15 protein-coding genes are annotated in these 19,195 nt (G+C 70.8%); 10 read left to right on the top strand and 5 right to left on the bottom strand.

The annotated features are described in order from the left end of the window. Positions 1 to 318 precede the first annotated feature (318 nt). Both LT972_RS06685 and LT972_RS06680 read left to right on the top strand, forming a co-directional pair. Positions 319 to 1,359, top strand: coding sequence for a glucose-1-phosphate thymidylyltransferase (locus LT972_RS06685; RefSeq protein ID WP_232572421.1), 1,041 nt, complete (start codon positions 319 to 321; stop codon positions 1,357 to 1,359). Positions 1,360 to 1,472: 113 nt separating this feature from the next. Then, entirely contained in the window at positions 1,473 to 2,111 is a 639-nt protein-coding gene (locus LT972_RS06680) for a DUF7344 domain-containing protein (RefSeq protein WP_232572420.1), read from the top strand. A 27-nt stretch (positions 2,112 to 2,138) separates the two neighbouring features. Here LT972_RS06680 and glmU read toward each other — a convergent pair whose 3' ends face one another. Genes glmU through LT972_RS06665 form a run of 3 tightly spaced genes read right to left on the bottom strand, consistent with a single transcriptional unit; the run spans position 2,139 to position 5,818 of the window. Continuing rightward, positions 2,139 to 3,209 carry a bifunctional sugar-1-phosphate nucleotidylyltransferase/acetyltransferase gene (gene glmU / locus LT972_RS06675; protein WP_232572419.1) on the bottom strand — a complete coding sequence of 357 codons (1,071 nt, stop codon included), beginning with the start codon at positions 3,207 to 3,209 and terminating at the stop codon, positions 2,139 to 2,141. A 43-nt stretch (positions 3,210 to 3,252) separates the two neighbouring features. Continuing rightward, positions 3,253 to 4,599, bottom strand: a complete 1,347-nt coding sequence (glmM, locus tag LT972_RS06670; RefSeq protein ID WP_232572418.1) for a phosphoglucosamine mutase — start codon at positions 4,597 to 4,599, stop codon at positions 3,253 to 3,255. A 49-nt stretch (positions 4,600 to 4,648) separates the two neighbouring features. Next, positions 4,649 to 5,818, bottom strand: a complete 1,170-nt coding sequence (locus LT972_RS06665) for a glycosyltransferase family 2 protein (RefSeq protein ID WP_332839502.1) — start codon at positions 5,816 to 5,818, stop codon at positions 4,649 to 4,651. A gap of 208 nt (positions 5,819 to 6,026) precedes the next feature. On the opposite strand from LT972_RS06665, the gene LT972_RS06660 reads away from it, so the two are divergent. Continuing rightward, a complete protein-coding gene (locus LT972_RS06660) occupies positions 6,027 to 9,809 on the top strand; it encodes a PKD domain-containing protein (protein ID WP_232572417.1) in 3,783 nt (1,260 codons plus the stop codon). 9 nt (positions 9,810 to 9,818) lie between these two features. Here LT972_RS06660 and LT972_RS06655 read toward each other — a convergent pair whose 3' ends face one another. Beyond that, positions 9,819 to 11,291, bottom strand: coding sequence for a right-handed parallel beta-helix repeat-containing protein (locus LT972_RS06655; RefSeq protein WP_232572416.1), 1,473 nt, complete (start codon positions 11,289 to 11,291; stop codon positions 9,819 to 9,821). Positions 11,292 to 11,512: 221 nt separating this feature from the next. Here LT972_RS06655 and LT972_RS06650 point away from each other — a divergent pair, with 221 nt between their 5' ends. The 7 genes from LT972_RS06650 to LT972_RS06620 all read left to right on the top strand — a co-directional run bounded on the left by LT972_RS06650 (position 11,513) and on the right by LT972_RS06620 (position 18,213). Continuing rightward, positions 11,513 to 12,877 (top strand): MBL fold metallo-hydrolase, encoded by a 1,365-nt coding sequence (locus LT972_RS06650; RefSeq protein WP_232572415.1) that lies wholly within the window; start codon positions 11,513 to 11,515, stop codon positions 12,875 to 12,877. A 99-nt stretch (positions 12,878 to 12,976) separates the two neighbouring features. After that, a complete protein-coding gene (locus LT972_RS06645) occupies positions 12,977 to 14,035 on the top strand; it encodes a DUF1616 domain-containing protein (protein WP_232572414.1) in 1,059 nt (352 codons plus the stop codon). Beyond that, the gene (locus LT972_RS06640; RefSeq protein WP_232572413.1) at positions 14,035 to 14,619 is read left to right on the top strand and encodes a metal-dependent hydrolase; all 585 of its coding nucleotides are present in this window, start codon (positions 14,035 to 14,037) and stop codon (positions 14,617 to 14,619) included. The genes LT972_RS06645 and LT972_RS06640 overlap by 1 nt, the downstream gene beginning before the upstream one ends. Before the next feature lie 40 nt (positions 14,620 to 14,659). Beyond that, on the top strand, positions 14,660 to 15,787 hold the full coding sequence (locus tag LT972_RS06635; protein ID WP_232572412.1) for a Gfo/Idh/MocA family protein: 1,128 nt from the start codon (positions 14,660 to 14,662) through the stop codon (positions 15,785 to 15,787). A gap of 2 nt (positions 15,788 to 15,789) precedes the next feature. Further along, complete coding sequence (locus LT972_RS06630) at positions 15,790 to 16,596, top strand: ParB N-terminal domain-containing protein (RefSeq protein WP_232572411.1); 807 nt, start codon at positions 15,790 to 15,792, stop codon at positions 16,594 to 16,596. Positions 16,597 to 16,788: 192 nt separating this feature from the next. Continuing rightward, a complete protein-coding gene (locus LT972_RS06625) occupies positions 16,789 to 17,394 on the top strand; it encodes a DUF1326 domain-containing protein (protein WP_232572410.1) in 606 nt (201 codons plus the stop codon). Between the two features lie 27 nt (positions 17,395 to 17,421). After that, positions 17,422 to 18,213 carry a DUF2182 domain-containing protein gene (locus tag LT972_RS06620; RefSeq protein WP_232572409.1) on the top strand — a complete coding sequence of 264 codons (792 nt, stop codon included), beginning with the start codon at positions 17,422 to 17,424 and terminating at the stop codon, positions 18,211 to 18,213. A gap of 8 nt (positions 18,214 to 18,221) precedes the next feature. Here LT972_RS06620 and LT972_RS06615 read toward each other — a convergent pair whose 3' ends face one another. Continuing rightward, positions 18,222 to 19,193: an NAD-dependent epimerase/dehydratase family protein gene (locus tag LT972_RS06615; protein WP_232572408.1), complete on the bottom strand. Its 972-nt coding sequence runs from the start codon at positions 19,191 to 19,193 to the stop codon at positions 18,222 to 18,224. Between the last annotated feature and the right edge of the window lie 2 nt (positions 19,194 to 19,195).

Here is a 19,195-nt window from a genome sequence, read left to right as displayed (position 1 = left end):
CGGGCACGGCGGCGAGCCGTCCGTGGCGGCCGGTGCTGGTGGCTTCGCGTCCGGGGCCGTTCCGTGCGGGGATTCGGTGTGTTCGGGGTCATTGTGGTTTTGGACGCGCTTACCGTCCAAGGTAACGTACACCAATCGGCTCATCCGGGCATTGTTATTCGGCGGTTGGTGGCTCCCACCCCGCCGTTACCCCGAAACATCCACCCGGCGCGGCGTCGAGTGTCCCGCGGTGCGAACCGTTACTCGCTGTTTGGAAGGGCTTAGCGCCGCGTAGCCGACGGGTAACTAAGCACGTCGAATGATGTCTGATTGACGGACATGTTGGGAGTGCTGTGGACGCCGAGCGAACTGTCGCCCCGGGTCGAACCGGCGCGTTCGGCGGCGCTGTATCCGGTTGCGGGCGCCCCCGCGGTCGAGCGCGCCGCGGACGCGATGGTCGCCGCGGGCGTGGACGAACTCGCGGTCGTGACCGACGCGGCCGACGTTAGCGAGTGGGGAACCGCGGCGGACGTCGTGGACGAGGTCGCAGCCGACCTGGGGAAAATATCACCACGCGGACACGAGTCGGACGACCGCGTGGTCGTGGCGCTCGCGACGGCGGTGCTGGCCGGCGAGACGATTCGGCGCGTCGCGGCGGCGCGGCCCGCGGCCGCAGTCCGGACGGGCGACGAGGCCGTCGAACGCCCGCCGCTCGCGTTCTCGGTGTCTGTCGAGCGCGCGCGACGGGCGGCGTCCGTCCCGAAACTCGCGGACGCGCTCGAACACCCCGAGCCCGTTGACTGTCCGTTCGGGTTCGACGTGCGCCGCCCGTGGAACCTACTGGAGGCGAACGGCGTCGTCCTCGACGAGCAGTCCCGCTCGGTCCGCGGCGATGTCCACGGGTCGGCCGAGATTCGGGGGGACGTCGTGGTCGAACCGGGCGCCGTCGTGGAGTCCGGGTGCGTCGTGGAGGGGCCAGCGTACCTCTCGCCGGGTGTTCGAGTCGGACCAAACGCTTATGTTAGAGGACGTACCTTTCTGGGCCGGGAAGTCCGAATCGGTCACGCGGTGGAAGTGAAAAACAGCGTCCTCCTCGACGACGCGCGCGCTCCACACCTCACCTACGTGGGGGACAGCGTGGTCGGCCCCGGTGCGAATCTCGGGGCCGGCACGCAGGTTGCGAACCTGCGACACGACGACGAACCCGTGCGGGTCGCCCACGACGGCGACCGGGTGTCCACGGGCCGTCGGAAGTTCGGCGCGGTCGTCGGGGCGGGAGCGAAGTTGGGCATCGGGACGTGCCTCGACGCGGGCGTCACGCTCGCAGCGGGCGCGTCCACGAAACCGGGGGAAGTCCTCACCCGGGACCGGGGGTTGTGACGAGTCAGCAATCCGAGCGGGGGGACGGCGCCCGCGAGATGACGCGTGACACACGGGCGTCTGACGGAAGCGAATCGGTAACGAACGACACGCGGTACACGAAGACCACAACGATGCTAGAGGGAACCCACACAGGCGGAGAATCGGGGAGTCAATCGGACACCGGGCCATCGGAGCCCGTCGCGAGGGAACCTGACAGCCTCCCCCAGCCATCAACCGACGGCGACGAGGAGGCAGACGACCAGCGGGAGGAACTCCCGCTGGACGTCACCTTCGAGATTCTGAAGAACCGACGACGGCGGCTCGTCCTGGAGTACCTCCGGGAGACGGAAGACACCATCACCATCGGCGAACTCGCCGAGCACATCGCCGCCATCGAGAACGACACGACGGTCCAGCAGTTGAACGCCCAGCAGCGCAAACGCGTCTACATCGGCCTCTACCAGTGTCACCTGCCGAAGATGGACGACGCGGGCGTCGTCGACTTCAACCAGGACCGCGGCCGCATCGACCCCGGCCCGAACGTCGAACCGCTGTACGAGTACCTGAACGTGGACGCCGAGGAGGAAGAGGACGTGGCGTTCCCGACGGCCCACGTCGGCGGCTACGTCGCGTTCGCCGTGCTGTTCTTCGCGGCGCAGATGGCGAGCGCACACGCCGTCGCGACGGCGACCGTCGGCGTGTTCCTCGTGGCGGCGCTCGCCGTCTCCTATCGCTCCTACGTCGAGTCGCGCGCCGAACAGGAACGGTAGTCCGCGACGGCCGTCCGCACCCCCTCCTCACCGGTATCGGAGCCCGCCGCCGAGCGACGCGTCGGCGGCGACGACGGCGGCCGCGCTCGTCCTCGTCTCGCCGGAGACGCCCGCGAGTCGCGCGCCCGTCGCCACGCTACAGTCCGGACCGACGACCGCACCCCGGACGCTCCCGTCCGCGCCGACCGCCGCGTCCGCGAGGAGGACGACCGAGGAGACGGTCGCGTCGGCGCCGATGCGCGCGCCCGGCCCGACGACGACGGGTCCCTCGAGGACGGCGTTCCGTCCGACGGTCGCGCCGTCCGCGACGAACACGGGGCCGTCGAGGCGGGCGCGCGGTTCGACGGTGGCGCCGTCCGCGACCCGCACCGTCCCCCGCGCCGTCGCCGTCGGCGGGACGGCCTCGGTCCGCGGTTCGAGCGCTTCGAGCGCGCGGTCGTTGGCCGCCAGCAGGTCCGACGGTCGCGCCACGTCGCGCCACTCCTCGGTCGCGACGACCGCCACGTCGCGGCGCGCGACGACCGCCGCGAGGACGTCCGTGAGTTCGCGCTCGCCGCGCTCGCTCGCGGGGACGTCGAGGTCGTCGAGCGCCGACTCGGGGAAGACGTACGCGCCGGCGTTCGCGAGGTCGGTCGGCGGGTCGTCGGGCTTCTCCACGATGCCCGTCGCCACCCCGTCCTCGGTGGAGAGCACGCCGTACTCGGAGGGGTCGGGCACCCGGTGGGCGGCGACCGCGGCGTCGTGCGCGAACAACTCGCTGACGCTCGCGGCGTCGAAGACGTTGTCGCCGTTCAGCACCGCGAACCGGCCGTCGAGGCGCTCGCGGGCCGCGCGCACCGCGTCCGCGGTGCCCGACTGGGTCTCCTGTTCGGCGTACGCCACGGGCACGCCGTCGTACCGGTCGCCGAAGTACGCGCGGACGTGTTCGGCGCCGTATCCCACCACGAACACGAGTTCGTCGGCGCCCGCGGCGACCGCCGCGTCAGCGACGTGCGCCGCGAGCGGGCGGTCGGCCACCGGTAGCATCGGTTTCGGCGCGACCGACGACAGCGGCGCCATGCGTCGTCCCCTGCCGGCCGCGAGAATCACTGCTTGCATACGCACGCCTCCGACGCGAACCTAGTGCCTTGTTACCTGCCGGCTAGCCGGCGAGTTCGGTCTCCGCGCCGACCGACCGCGCCGCCGTCGACACCAGGTCGCGGGCGCTGTCGAACAGCGCACGCATCCGGTCGCTGTCCCGCGCCTCGGCGGTGACGCGGACGAGAGGCTGGGTACCGCTGGCCCGCACGAGGAACCAGCCGTCGTCCTCGTCGACGCGGACGCCGTCGACGCTCGTGACGTTCGCGTACCGGTCGGCGACGAGGCCGCGCACGCGCTCGACGACGTCGCGTTTCGCGTCGGTCCGCACGCTCTCGCGGCGAATCGGCACCGAGCTCACGTCCTCGACGAGCGCGTCCAGCGAGCCGTGGTCGGCGACCAGCGCGGCGAGTTTCGCGGCGGCGAGCGGGCCGTCCGGGCACCGCGACAGGGCCGGGAAAATCCACGCGCCGCTCGGCTCGCCGCCGAACACCACGTCGTCGTCGGCGGTGCGCGCGGCGACGTGGCCGTCCCCGACCTTCGTGAACGTCGTGGACGCGCCGACCGCCGCGAGTTCGTCGCGCACCGCGACGCTCGTGTCGATTGGGACCGCGACTCGGTCGCCCGGACCGGCCTCTCGGCGCGCGAACAGCGCGAGCAACACGTCCCCGGAGACGAACCGCCCGGACTCGGTGACGGCGAGCGCGCGGTCCGCGTCGCCGTCGTGGGCGACCCCGAAGTCGGCGTCCGTCTGCGCGACGACGCGCCGGAGGCGCTCGCAGTTCTCGGCGGTCGGTTCGCTCGGGCGCGCCGGGAACGAGCCGTCCGGGAGCGCGTTCATCGTCTCCACCTCGCAGCCGAGTTTGCGGAGCGCGGTCGCCGAGAGGCGGCCGCTCCCGTGACCCACGTCGACGGTGACGGCGAGCGGCGGGTCGACCGTGACGGCGTCAGCGATAGCGGCGACGTGGCGACGGTACGCCGACGCCACCGTCCGCGAACCGCCGATTTCGCCCCACCGCCGGGGGCGGAAGTCGTCTCGCTCCAGTCGCTCCGCGACGGCCGCCTGCTCGTCGCCGACGACCGCAGAGCCGTCCGCGCTCCAGAGTTTCAGGCCGTTGTCCGCGGGCGGGTTGTGGGACGCCGTCACCGCGATACCGGCGTCCGCGTCGTACCACTCGACCGACCGCGCGACCGTCGGCGTCGGCACCTCGCCGACGCGCACCACGTCGGCGCCACACTCCCGGAGCCCCGCGGAGACGGCGTCGACGAGCACGGGCCCGGTCTTCCGCGGGTCGCGCCCGACGACGACGCGCTCGCAGCCCTCCGAGGCGACGGCGCGGCCGACGCGGAGCGCGAGCCCCGCCGTCACGTCGGTCCCGAACTCGCCGCGGATGCCGCTCGTACCGAACATGGTCGAAACCGGCGCTAGCGACCCAGTTAGTTAGTGTCCGCGTACCGCGTCAGTCCGCGCGGTCGGGTTCGGCGACGCGGTCGCGGAGGCGTTCGCGGAGCCGGCGCGCGGCCTCCGGTGCGTCCCCGTTCGGTGACGCATCGTCGAGCAGCGACGACCACTCGGCGGCGGGGAGTTCGACCTGCACGGCGTCCGTGTCGCGGTTCCCGCGCGCTCGCTGTGCGTCGCGGCCGTAGGGGTCGTCGCTGTCGCTGAGGTGGGCGTTGGCGTGCATGTCCATCGTCATCGCGGCGACGAACGCGAGCGCGCCGAGCAGGAGGAAGGCGAGCGCGATTGCGCCGCGCGCCACGGGCGTGGCGAACGACCCGACGCCGGGCAGCGCCCACAGCAGGCCGAGGGCGCCCGCGGTCGAGGCGACGGCGCCCGCCGCGTACGCACCGACGAGCGGGTGGAAGTCGTAGACGAGGTACTTCCGGCCGAGCCGCCAGCCGAAGTTCCGCGCGAGCATCGCGGAGACCCGCGGGACGTAACTCCGGTACCTGATGTGGCTCTCCTCCTCGCCGTACGTGATGGGGCGCGGGACGTCGACGACGCGCATCTCGGCGACGTTCAGTTTCACGAGCAGGTCGTTGCAGTAGCCGTAGAACTCGTACATCCCGTCGATGTCGGCTGCCTCCAGCGCGCGCAGCGAGATGGCGGTGTAGCCGCTCTGCGGGTCGCCAGCGCTCCAGTAGCCGCTCGCGACCTTCGTGAGCGCGGCGAGCGCGGCGTTCCCGACGAACCGGTGGGCGGGCATGTCGCCGCGGTCGGTCGCGCCCAGGAAGCGGTTGCCCTTCGTGTAGTCGGCCCGCCCCTCGACGATTGGGTCGAAGAGGTCGCCGAGCATCTCGGGTTCCATCTGGCCGTCCGCGCCCATCACCGCGGTCAGTTCGATTCGGTCGGTTCTCGCGCGCAGGTAGCCGGTCTTGATGGCGCCGCCGACGCCGCGGTTGGCGTCGTGCTGGATGGGGACGACGCGCTCCGCGAACTCGGTGGCTTCGGGGCGCTGGTCGGCGCTCGCGGCGGCGCGCCGAATCTCGTCCCACGTCCCGTCCGTCGAGCCGTCGTCGACGACGTAGACGCGGTCGACGAAGCCGGGGACGGACGCGATCGTGTCCGCGACGAACGGTTCCTCGTTGTACGCCGGCACGACGACGGCGGTGGTGTGGCCTCGGTACATTGGAGTTGGCGGGGGTCGCTCCGGGAGTAGGCGGAGCCGATGTATTGTTACCCATCTCCTGTGTGAGTCGCTGTCACCCCTCATCGACGGGTAGCGTCGGCTTCCGAGGGCGCGCCACAGGGCACTGATTTTCGGCGCGTCGCGCCGGCTCCGTCGGGTACGCGGTGCGAAACTCGCTCATAACAAAGGACGACAGGCGGCGACTCGCATGGCAATGCCCGAGTCCTCGCTCTCCCGGGTGGCCGCAGTCGTGGCAGTGGTATCGTTCGTCGTCGCGGCGCCGATAGTCGGCGTCGTGTCGTTCAGCGGGTCGTCGTCGGCGATGCAGGCGTCGACGTACGCCGTCGCGCAGGGGACGACGTGCGCGACGGTGAGTCCGGTGACGGACACCGGCCAGAACGTCACCGAGTTCTACGACTACCGGAACCCCTACCCGGACATCACGGGGAACCCGTTCGCGCTGACGTACAGCTCCTACGGCACGACGGAGTACCAGGAGACGTCGGGGAGCGTGCTGTTCTTCTACGAGGGGTCTGAGGGCGCGAGCGCCGTGTTCCTCCACGACCGCCTCGGCGACGAGGACGGCGGGAGCACGCTGACGATGTCCTTCGACGACCTGCCGGCGGGCGGCGAGTGGGTCGTACAGGACGACCGCTACCCGGAGCGGGACGACGACTGGAGCCTCGGCGGGGAGTCCGCGACCATCGACTGGAAGTGGGGGCCGAACCGCACCGACGGCGGCGCGTTCCGCGGCGTCGGCGACCTGGACGGCGCCATCGAAATCACGCCCGGCTTCAACGAGGACGCCGCGCACTGGGGCGACTGGGGCTACTCGGGCACGGAGGAGACGCGCGTCGACAGTTGGACGCTGGTCGGCGCGGACGGCTCGGAGACCGGCCTCGACATGGACCGTCGCGCGTTCGTCCACAGCGGGCCGTGTCTGGAGACGCCGCCGTCCGCGAGCGTGACGGCGCCCGACACCACGGAGGAGGGCGACAGCGTCACCATCGACGCGAGCGGGACGACCGACGACGAGGCCGTCGGCGGCTACGAGTGGGACTTCGACGGCGACGGCGAGACCGACCGCGTCACCGAGGACCCGGCGGTGTCGCGGTCCTTCGAGGAGGCGGGCAACTACACGGTGTCGGTGACGGCCTTCGACACGTACGGGAACGCGGACACGGCGTCCACGACAATCGAGGTGACCGTGCCACAGACGCCGCCGGACGCCGTCCTCGACGCGCCCGACACGGCGGTCGTGAACGAGACGGTGACCCTGGACGCCAGCGACTCCACCGACGAGGGCCGGATTACCGAGTACCGCTGGGACTTCGACGGCGACGGCACGGTCGACCTGAACACGACCGACGCCGAGGTCGAGCACGCGTACACCGAGCCGGGCGACGTGACCACCGTCGTCACCGTCGTGGACGACGCGGGCGCGGTTGACGCGGCGACCGCGGACGTGGAAGTGCTGGCGCCGAACCGGCCGCCGAACGCGAGCCTCGACGCGCCCGCGGCGGTCCTCGAGGACGAGACGGTGACACTCGACGCCACCGGGTCGACCGACGACCGCGGCATCGAGACCTACGAGTGGGACTTCGACGGCGACGGCGAGGAGGACGCCCAGACGGACGAGCCGACTATCGACCACACCTACGAGGAGCCGGGTAACTACACGCCGACCGTACAGGTGGTGGACGAGGCCGACGAGATAGACACCGCGACCGCCGAGATAGAGGTGGTGCCCGTCGACGACCCGCCGTCCGCCGAACTCGACGCGCCGGAGACGGCGACGGTCGGACAGCCGGCGACGTTCGACGCGTCCGACAGCGACGACGAGGAGGGCATCGACTCGTACCGCTGGGACTTCGACGGCGACGGGCAGGTGGACGCGACCACGGCGGGCCCCACGACCGAGTACGCGTACACGCAGACCGGCACCGTCGACGCGACGGTGACCGTCGTCGACACCGGCGGACAGACCGCGAACGCGTCCGCGACCGTGGAGGTGCTGCCGCCTGACGACCCGCCGACCGCGGCGCTCTCCGCGCCGGCGAACGCCACCGTCGACGAGGACGTGGTGTTCGACGCGAGCAACTCCTCGGACGACCGCGGCGTCGAGGTCTACCGGTGGGACTTCGACGGCGACGGCGAGGTCGACGACGAGACCGACGACCCCGCGGTCGCCCACGAGTACGAGGGCGCGGGTACGTACACGGCGACGGTGACGGTCGTGGACACCGGCGGGCAGACCGCCACCGCGTCCGCGACGGTGACCGTCACCGGCCCGCCGAACGCCGACCTCGCGGTGCCCGAGACGGCGTTCGTCAACGAGACGGTGACACTCGACGCCGGCGGCTCCACCGACGAGGGCCGGATTACCGAGTACCGGTGGGACTTCGACGGCGACGATGAGGTGGACTCGACCACGTCCTCGCCGACCACGACCCACGTCTACAACGAGACCGACGACTACGACGTGGGCGTGACTGTCGTGGACGACGACGGCAACACGGACACCGTCTACGAGGAACTCGAAGTCGACGAGCGCGAGTTCCCGCCGACTGCGGCGCTCTCCGCGCCGAGTCGCGTCACCGTCGACGAGCCGTTCACGCTGGACGCCAGCGCCTCCAGCGACGAGGACGGGAGCATCGAGACCTACGAGTGGGACTTCGACGGCGACGGCGACACCGACGAGGAGACCGACGAGCCGACCGTCGAGTACGCCTACGACGACCTCGGCGACGTGTCGCCGAGCGTGACGGTCGTCGACGACGACGGCCTCGAATCGACTGCGAGCGCGACCGTGACGGTCGGCGAACCGCTCCCGCTCGACGCCGAGTTCGCGGTCGAGACCCGCGACCCGACCGCCGGTCAGTCCGTCTCGTTCGACGCGAGCGCGTCCACGCCCGTCGCGGACATCACGTCGTACTCGTGGACGTTCGGCGACGGCGCGAGCGCGTCCGGCCAGCAGCCCACGCACACCTACGACTCGTCCGGGTCGTACACGGTCACGCTCGAAGTGCAGAACGAGTCGGGCGCGACCGCGACCGCCACCCAGACCGTCACCGTCGCCGCGCGCAGCAGCGGTGGCGGCGGGAACAACGGCGGCGGCGGGAACAACGGCGGCGGTGGGAACAACGGCGGTGGCGGCAACAGCGGTGGCGGCGGTAATCCGGGCGGCGGCAACAGCGGTGGCGGTGGGAGTCCGGGCGGCGGCGGTAGTCCGGGCGGTGGGAGCAGTGGCGGCGGCAGTAGCGGTGGCGGCAACAGCGGCGGCAGTTCGCCGCCCGCCGACACCGGCGACCCGGAAATCGGGCCGGCGAACGTCACCGTCGAGGACCGCACGCTGCTCGTCGGCGACTCCATCGTCGTGGAGGCGACCGTGTCGAACACGGGCGACGCACCCGGGACGAAGACCGTCGAGTTCGAGGTCGAGGGCGACCAGATTACCAGCCGCGAGGTGCCACTCGACCCGAACGAGACGCGCACCGTGACGTTCACCCACCGGTTCACCACGCCCGGCAACAAGACCATCGAGGTCGACGAGGGCGAGAAACAGTACATCACGGTCGAACCGCGGGTGCCGAACATCTCGGTCGACAGCGTCGACGCCGGCGAGCAGCCGGTCGCCGCCGGCGAAGCGTTCACGCTCACCGCCGTCGTGTCGAACACCGGGGACGCGGAGGGCAGCGAGCGCGTGCAACTCGAACTGTTCGGCGAGGTCGTCGCCGTCGAGAACGTCTCCGTGGCGCCCGGCGAGACGCGGCGCGTGGAGTTCACGCGCTCGATTCAGGCGCCCGGCGACTACGAGGCGTCGGTCGGGAACGCGTCGGTGTCGATTCGCGTCGCCAGCGACGACACCGCGACGACTGAGTCGACGACGACCACGAGTTCGTCCGGCGATGGCGTCCCCGGCTTCGGCGTCGCCGTCGCGCTGGTGGCGGTGCTGGTGGCGGCGCTCGCGGCAGCGAGAAGAGAGACGTAGTCGGCAGCGTCAGCAGTCGTTCGGGCCGACGCTGTTGGCCCGCGACCCGTTGCGCGCCACGAGGTCGTCGTGGCGGTTCAGGCAGACCGCGTTCCCGCGCACGACGGTGTTCGTCGAGCCGCGGAGGTCGACGCCGTCGTCGACGTTCTCCCGAACGGTATTGAACCGGACGACGGCGTCGCGGACGCCCCGGAGGTAGATGCCGTCGTCGCCGTTGTCGCTGGCGACGTTCCCGGTGACGGTCGCGCCGACCGCGCTCTGGACGTCGACGCCGTCGTCGGCGTTCCGGCGCGCGGTGTTGTTCGCGACCGTGTTGTTGCTCCCGACGACGTAGACGCCGTCGTCGCCGTTGTCGAGCAGGCGGTTGGCTTCCACGACGTTCCCCGTGGCGTTCGCCACCGCGACGCCGTCGTCCGTGCTGTTGGTGACGACGTTCCCGGTGACGGTGACGTTCGTCGCGTTGTGGACGCGGATGCCGTCGCGGGCGCCGGTCACGTCGTTGCCGGCGATGGTCGCGGTGGCCGTCTCCCGGAAGACGATGCCGTAGCCGCTCCCGTTCGCGACGGTGTTGTTTGCGACCTGCGTCTCGGGGACCGGCTGCGTGACGAGCGCGCCGTCGAAGAGGCCGACGGGGACGCCGTCGAAGTCGCCGGTCCACGACGGTCGCGCGGACGGCTGTGCGTCGCCGGTGTCGTTCGCGGCGCCCTCGACGAGGACGCTCGCGCCGTCGACGCCGCCGAAGTCGTTCGCGCGCACCGTGACGCCGGACGAGTTCGAGACGAGGACGCCGCCGATGCCGCCGCGGACGGTGTTGTTCGCGACGAGCGCGGACTGGGCGCCGGTGACGCGGACGGCGCCCCCGAGCGCGTCGGTCACGTCGTTGTCGACCACGTCGGTCTCGTCGGCGGCGACCGACACGCCGGCGTTCGAGAGGTCCGCGAGGTCGTTGCCCGAGACGACGTTGCCCTCGCCCGCGTCGCCGACCGAGACCCCCGTGGAGGCGTTCGAGACGCGGTTCTCCGTGACCGCGACGCCGCCGGTTCCGTCCCGGAGCGAGACGCCGGCGACGGCGGCGTCGGAGACGGTGTTCCCGAGGATGGTGCCGCCCGAGACGTTCCGGAACGCGACGCCGGTCTGCCACCCGGTCGCCGTGATTCCGGTGACCGACACCTGCTCGGCGTCGGTCGCGGTGACGGCGGCGCCGGTTGCGTTCCCGGCGGCGAGCACGTGGCCGTTCCCGCGGAGGAACACGCGGTCGGCCGTAATCTCGATGCAGCCGTCGCCGGTGGCGTTCGTGACGTTCGCGGTGAGTTCGTAGAACCCCGGAGCGTCGATAGTTCCACACGACGACACGCCGACGGTCGCCGCGCTGTCGGTTCCTGCCCTCGCGCCGGCGGCGCCGGCGGCGAACGAGACGGTCACGAGGACCGCCACGAACACCGCCGCGGTGCGGCCGGCGAACTGCGTGCTTCTCGGATGCATGCGCGTCGCCTACCGAGACCGTACGTCCTCATTGTAAGCCAGCGCTTTCGCGGATTCTCGGGCGTCGGAGCGACGCGAAACCCCGGATTCGGACTGCTCGGTCGTCCGCACCGAGAAGGCCGTGCTTACGCGCGCTGACGCCCGGAAACGCACCCCGAACCGTCCGGGCCGGACACCGAACTGGCGCCTAACAAAGTGTCGAGCAACTGGAGGACTCCCGTATGCGACTCCGCCACCTGAAGTCGTCGAGCGTCGTCGTGGAGTCGGGGGACACGTCGGTCCTGTGTGACCCGTGGCTCCTCGACGGGGCGTTCTACGGCTCGTGGGCGCACTACCCCCCGCTGGAGTTCGAACCAGAAGACTACAACCACGTGGACTACATCTACGTCTCCCACATCCACCCGGACCACTTCCACCGGGAGACGATGGAGCGACTGGACTCCGACATCCCCGTCCTCATCCACGACTACGCCACCGACTTCCTCAAGCAGAACGTCGAACGCCTCGGGTTCGACGCCATCGAACTGCCCCACGCCGAACGCACCCACCTCGCGGGCGACCTCCACATCAACGTCCTCGGCGCGGACAACTGCGACCCCGAGGCGTGTGGCAACTACTTCGGCTGTGGCTGGTGGATGGAGTCCTCCAGCGAGCGCACCACTGACGGCTCCACGCAGATCGACTCGATGGGCGTCTTCGACGACGGCGAGAACGTCGTCGTGAACGCCAACGACTGCCGGTGGCCGCTCTCCGAGCGCGCCTGCGCCGTCGTGAACGACCAGTACGAGGACATCGACTTGCTGTTGATGCAGTACGCCGCGGCGAACTTCTACCCGCAGTGCATGGAGGACTACACGCACGAACAGCGCCTCGACGCCCGCGACGAAGTCATCGGGGAGATGTACGAGGACGCCGAGGGGTTCGTGAACGCGCTCGAACCGCGGTACTTCATGCCGTTCGCGGGCAGTTACACGCTCGCCGGGTCGCTCGCCCACCGAAACCAGTACGTCGCGTCGCCCACGCGACAGGAGGCGTACTGGCATTTCGCGGGCAGCGAGAACATCGAGCCAGCGCACAGCGAACCGATTCTGTTGAACAGCGAGGCGTACTTCGACTTAGACGAGGAACGCCCCTCCGAGCCGTACACGCCCGTCGACCCGGACGAGCGCCGCGAGTACATCGAGACCGAACTCGCCGACCGCACGTTCCCCCACGAGGCAGACGACCACCCGAGCCTCACGGACCTCGCGGACCTGGTGGAACCGGCCTACGAGCACATGGAGGCGAAACGCCAGGACGTGAACTGGGAGAGCGACACCACCGTCCTGCTGGACCTCGTGGACGACAAGGTGGCGGCGCTGTCGATGAGCGGCGACGGCTACGAGATTACGACCGCGGACGCCGCGGACACGAGCGACGGCTACGTCCGCATCTCGATGGACGACCGGCTCCTCCACCGCATCCTCCGCGGCCCCCAGTACGCGCACTTCAACAACGCCCAGATCGGCTCCCACATCGGCTTCTCGAAGGAGCCGGACGTCTACGAGCGGCCGCTGTACTACGTGATGAGTTTCTTCCACTCGTAGCCGGGCTCCGCCGGGCTACGCGCTCCATAACAATGCCCGGTCGCCCACGACACGCGACAACGATGGCACTGGAGCGACGCGGACTGTCGGGGGGAGAGCATGATGCGTGACAGCGACGCCGTCGAGTCGCGTCCGGGCGACCACGGCCTCGCGGCGGCGACCGGCGACCTCGCCGCAGTCGCCGGGTTCGCGCTCGTCGCCGGCTCGCTGCTCCTCGCCGACGTGGTGACCGGGCCGGCGCAAGTCGCGCTCGCCGCCGTCCTCCTCGGGTTCGCGCCGGGGTACGCCACCGTCTCCGCGCTGTTCCCGGCGCGCGGCGTCCTCGACCCCGCCCGCCGCCGGACGCGCTGGGTTCGCGGCCCGAACTGGGTCGAGCGCCTGAGCCTCTCGGTCGCCACGTCGCTCGTTCTCGTCGTCCTGCTCGGCGTGCCGATTTCGCTGCTCGGCCTCGACTTCGGCGCGCGCACGCTCACCGTCGCCGTCGTCGCCGTCGTCGCGGCGGGCGCGCTCCTCGGCGCGTGGCGCCGCCTCCGCCTGCCGAGCGAGGACCGCCTCGTCGTCCCGGTCGCCCGGCTTCGCGCCGAGGCGAAAGCGTCGACCGTCGACGTCCCCGCCGTCGACGCGGCGCTGAACGTCGCGCTCGCCGTCGCCGTCGTCGCCGCCGCGAGCGCGCTCGCCGTCGGCCTCGCGGCCCCCGACCGCGGCGAGGCGTACACCGAGGTCGCGCTCTTAGACGACCGCGGCGGCGACCTCGTCGCGAGCAACTACACCACGAGCATCGAGCGCGGCGACCCGGCGAACGTCACGCTCACCGTCGAGAACCGCGAGGGCGAGTCGCGGGAGTACACCGCCGTCCTCGTGCTCCAGCGCGTCCGCACGACCGACGGCCAGACGGTCGTCCTCGAACGCGAGGAACTCGACCGCATCGGCCTCTCCGTGCCCGACGAGCGGACCGCCGAGCGCACGCTCACGGCGCGCCCGACGATGCTCGGTGACGACCTCCGCATGAACGTCTTCGTCTACCCCGGCGACGCGCCCAGCGAGGCGTCCGCTTCGAGCGCGCCACACCACCTGTTCCTCTGGGTCGACGTCCAGCGCGCGAGCGCCGGGAACGCGAGCGCGAGCGCGGCAGGGAGCGCGAGTCCGAGTCTAGTCTGATGTGGCCATGGGAACACGCCGCGGCAGCGTACCTCCTCTACTCGGCGGCGAGTCGGTGGCTGTGGGGGCGGCCGCCGTCGACGCGCGCCGCGGTCGTCGTCGGGTTCGCGAGCCTGCTCCCCGACCTCGTGGACAAGCCGCTGGCGTGGTGGCTCGCCGTCCTGCCGTCGGGCCGGTCGCTCGGGCACTCGCTGCTCGTCGCCGTCCCGGTCGTCGCGGTCGCGCTCGCCGCGGGGCGGGCTCGCGGCGACTCCAGAGCGAGCGTCGCGTTCGCCGTCGGCTACCTCTCCCATCTCGCGGGCGACGTGGCGTACCCGCTCGTCGTCGACGGCGAACTGCGCGCCGGCTTCCTGCTGTGGCCGGTGATTCCCGCACCGGACGGCGGGACGACCAGCGCCCTCCCGCACCTACAGGACCTCGTCGGCGCGTTCGTCCGGTTCCTCGGGACGCCGCGGGGCGCGCTCTACCTGCTTGCGGACGCGGCGCTCGTCGCCGCCGCCGTCGCCGTCTGGGTGGCCGACGGAACGCCGGGACTCCGCTGGCTCCGTCCGTCGCCCCCCGAACCGGCCCGCGAGCGGGGCTAGCCGCTCCATAACAATGCGCCGACGGGGCGACGTGCCGGCGATGACACTGCGAAGCGCTGTCGTCGGCGGCGGCACCGTCTCGGGCGTCCACCTCTCCGGCCTCGACCGGAACCCCCGGACGGAACTCGTCGCCGTCTGCGACACCGACGAAGAGACCGCCCGCGAAATCGCCGAGGACTACGACGTCGCGGCGTACTTCGACGTGGAGTCGCTGCTCGCGGACACCGACCTCGACTGGGTCCACGTCTGCACGCCGGTCCAGACCCACCTCCCCATCGCGAAGCGAATCATCGAGGCCGGGATTCCCGTCCAGATAGAGAAACCCATCACGGAGACCTACGAGGAGTTCGAGGAACTCGCGGCCCACGCCGAGCGCCACGGCGTCGTCGTCTCCGAGAAGCACAACCACGACTTCGACCCCGTCGTGCGCGAGGCGATGCGACAGAAACGCGACGGCGAACTCGGCGACGTCCGCGGCGTCGACGTCATCTACACGGGGTCGAGTCGCCCGGACGACCCGAACCGCGGGCCGTGGAACTTCGAGCTCGCGGGCGGCGAGTTCGAGGAGGGAATCCCCCACCCCATCTACCTAACGCTGCGCGCGGGCGGCTACCCCCGCAGCGAGGACGCCGTCGCCGCGACCACCGCGCTGTACGGCGACTACGACCGCGACTTCGCGTACGACGGCGCGCAACTCCAGTACCACACCGACGACGGCGTGCTCTGCACGACGAAGGTGCTCGGCGGCACGCGGCCCGTCCGCCAACTCCTGATTCACGGCGAGGACAAATCCCTCACCGCCGACTTGATATCCCAGACGCTCGTCGAACACGACCGGAACTACAAGGGGTCTGCCGTGGGGCGCGTGCTGAACAACGTCGACCAGGCGGTCGACCGCACGGCGGGCACGGTGAAGAACGCGCGCGCCGTCCTCCGGCGGAACCGGAGCGACGACTGGGACACGCTCCGCTTGCTGAACGCGCACTACTACCAGAACGACGCCGAGTCCCGCGCGCTCGAAGCTGGCGACCCGGACGCGATGCCGGTGCCGCTCGCCGAGTCCCGGTGGACGAGTTACCTCATGGAGGAGGTCAGGAACGCCGCGAGCCGCGCCGAACCGCGGGAGAGCCACCCGGTCGAACCGGTCGTCTCCCGGGACGCCGAGTAACGATGTCCGTGGGGAGCGCGTTCGGGACGCTCGACGACTGGCTGCGCGGCGCGGGCCGCCGGCTGGTCGCCGAACGCCCCGAACTCCGGGGGTACCTCCTGCGGGCGAGAGACGGGTACGCGCGCGCCTACGTCGCGGCGCGCACCGCGACGAACCGGCTGCGATACGACGCGCCGCCGGAGCCGTACCGGCTGATTTCGGTCGACCCGGCGCGCATCGAGCGCGTCGTGGAGTTCGACCCGCCGAAGTTCCGCGTCGCCGGCGAGGTCGCGGGCGGCGACTGGGACCGCGGCGACGACCGCTTCGCGGAGATGGACGTCTACCGAGCGTACGAGCGCCACTTCGAGGACGGCGTGTCGTGGGCCGACACCGAGTTCTTCGACCGAATCGTCGCCGAAATCGAGGCCGGGGTCCCGAACTGGGGGTGTACGTCCCGGGAGGCGTTCGAGGCGCGCTGCGAGCGCCTCGACGACCTCTACGACACCATCGCTCGGGAGGGCTACTACACGCAGGACGAACTGCTCGAATCCGGTGTTTCGGACCCCATCAAGCCCCAGCACGAACTGAAGACCGAACGCCTGAAAGACGAGATAGCGGTCCACGTCGGCAGGGACGGCGACCTGCTGTTCGAGGACGGCCGGAACCGCCTCTCCATCGCGAAGATTCTCGGCCTGGAGTCGGTGCCCGTGCGCGTCCTCCGCCGGCACGCCGACTGGCAGGCGGTCCGCGACCGGTACGTGCGCGGCGACCCCGCGCTCGCGGACTGGGACCACCCGGACCTCGCCGCGCTCGAATTCGACTCGCGGTGATGCGGTCGGGAGACGAGCGACGCTCGCCGGGCCGCCACGCGGACGCTGTCACCGGCGCCCGACGACCGACCGGCCCTCGGCGACCGGACCGAATCGCGCAATGTCAAATAGAGCGACCTACTCTCCCGTAATTCGGCATTAGAGCCTCGAACGAGACTCATTACAAAGTCGCTGTGGCTCGTCAGCATCAGCATGACTGAAGACTGGACGATCGCCGGCGAGTACGTGGAGTGTTGCAACTGCGAGGTGCCCTGCCAGTGCCTCTGGTTCGAATCACCGACGGACGACGTCTGCAACGCCGGCGTGTTCTGGAACATCGAGGAGGGGAACTACGGGGACGTCTCGTTGGACGGGCTCACCGGCGGGGTGCTCCTCGACCAGGAGGGCGTGCTCTTCGAGGGCGGCTGGGACGTCGTGCTCGTGCTCGACGAGGCCGCAGACGAACCGCAGTCCGAAGCCCTCCAGATGATCTTCTCCGGGGAGGCCGGCGGCCTGTTCGGTGCGCTGCGCGGACTGATCGACGAGGTCGTCGACGTCGTCTCGCTCCCGTTCGAGTACACCAGTAGCGACGGGCACTTCGAGTTCGAAGCCGGCGACGCGGTTTCGATGGCGGTCGACCAGCGCACCGGCTTCCACGACGAACCCGGGACCGCCTTCCCTCATCCGTTGATGCCGCCGGACCAGGAAGCGAAACTCGGCAAGTCCTCGGAGTGGCTCGTGGCGTTCGACGACCAGTTCTCGTGGGAGAACCCCGGCAACAACGCGTACTTCGGCGAGTTCGAGTTCGGGTCGGCGTAGACGAGAACCGAAACACGACAACGAGAGATGACGGCAAGCGACTCGATGCGGGCCGCGTTCGGGCTCCGCCGAATCCCGGTCGTCGCCATCGTCACGTACGGAATCGCGCTCTTGGCGTGGACGGCGATTGTCGGGCGGTGGCTCCCGATGCCGGGGATGGTTCCGGGCCTCGCGATGTCCGACCCGGGGGCGCCGGAAGCGATGGCTCTCTCGAACGGATTCGTCGGCGTCGGCCTCTACCTGTGCATGTGGGGCGTGATGATGGTCGCGATGATGTACCCGTCGTCGGTGCCGCTCTTTCGACTCTACTACAACACGCTCGGCGAGGTCGACAACCGAGGGACGGCCGCTCGGGTGGGCGTCTTCATGGGAACGTACGCGCTCGTCTGGACCGCGACGGGCGTCGTGCCGTTGGCGGTGAACGCGGTCTTTCCGGTCGCCGTCGTCGCGGACCAGCACGGCGCGCTCCTGTTCGGCGGCACGCTCCTGATGCTGTCCGCGTACCAACTCTCGCCGTACAAGGACCGCTGTCTCAGGTACTGTCGCACGCCGCTGGGGTTCCTGATGGAGTACCACCGGCCGGGAGTCCGCGGCGCCGCGGCGATGAGTTTCCGGTTCAGCGTCTTCTGCGTGGGCTGTTGTTGGGCGCTGTTCGCCGTCATGGTGGTCGTCGGCTCGATGAACATCCTGTGGATGGCCGGACTCACGGTCGTGTTGTCGCTCGAACGGGTGGTGTCGTGGGGCGACCGACTCGCCGACGGCGTCGGCGTGGCGTCCGGAGTCGGTGGCGTCGTTCTCGTGGTGCTGGCGCTCGCGTGAGGCCGCCCCTACCGCACTCGCGCCGCGCTCTTCGCGAGTTCCCGCAGCCCCTCCCCGAGTTCGACGGTCGGTTCGTAGCCGAGTTGGCGGCGCGCTCGCGTCACGTCGGCGCGACTGCGCTCGACGTCTCCCTCGCGTGGCGGGCGGTGGACGACGCCCTGGGTCGCGTCCGTGGCGTCGATGACGAGGTCGGCGAGTTCGCGGATTGTGACGCTGTCGCCGGTGCCGACGTTGAACGCGCGCCCGACGCGGTCGGTGGTGGCGGCCGCGAGGTTCGCGCGCACCACGTCCGAGACGTGGACGAAGTCACGGGTCTGGGTGCCGTCGCCCTCCACCGTCAGGGGCTGGCCGGACTGGGCCTGTTCGAGGAACGTGGAGATGACGCCGCTGTACTGGCCGGCGGACTGCCGGGGGCCGTAGACGTTGAAGTACCGGAGCGCCACGGTCTCCAGCCCGTAGAGGTCGCTGTAGAGCCGGGCGTACTGGTCGATGGCGAGTTTGTCGACGCCGTAGGGCGAGGTCGGCTCCTTCGGGTCGCCCTCGTGAATCGGGACGTCGACCGGGTTCCCGTAGACGGCGACGCTGGACGCGACGACGACGCGGGCGTCCTCGCGGCGCGCGGCTTCCAGCACGCCGAGCGTCGCGGTCGCGTTGCAGTCGTGGCTCAACGCCGGCTGTTCGACGGACTCGGGGACGCTCACGAGGCCGGCTTCGTGGAACACCACGTCCACGCCGGCCATCGCCTCGGCGACCGTCTCGGGGTCGCGCACGTCGCCCTCGTGAATCGTCGCGCCCGCCGGGACGTTCTCTCGGCGCCCCGTCGAGAAGTCGTCGAGCACGCGCACGTCGGCGTCCTCGACGAGCGCGTCCGCGATGTGGCTGCCGACGAACCCCGCGCCCCCGGTGACGAGGACGGTGGTGTCGCGGAGGTCTTCGGGGACGGCGGACCGTTCGACTGTTCGCGTGGGGCTTGCCTGCATAC

The organism is Halobacterium litoreum (assembly GCF_021233415.1).
Taxonomy (GTDB): domain Archaea; phylum Halobacteriota; class Halobacteria; order Halobacteriales; family Halobacteriaceae; genus Halobacterium; species Halobacterium litoreum.
Note: the sequence above shows the minus strand (reverse complement) of the source record. Positions and strands in the feature narration are given on the sequence as shown.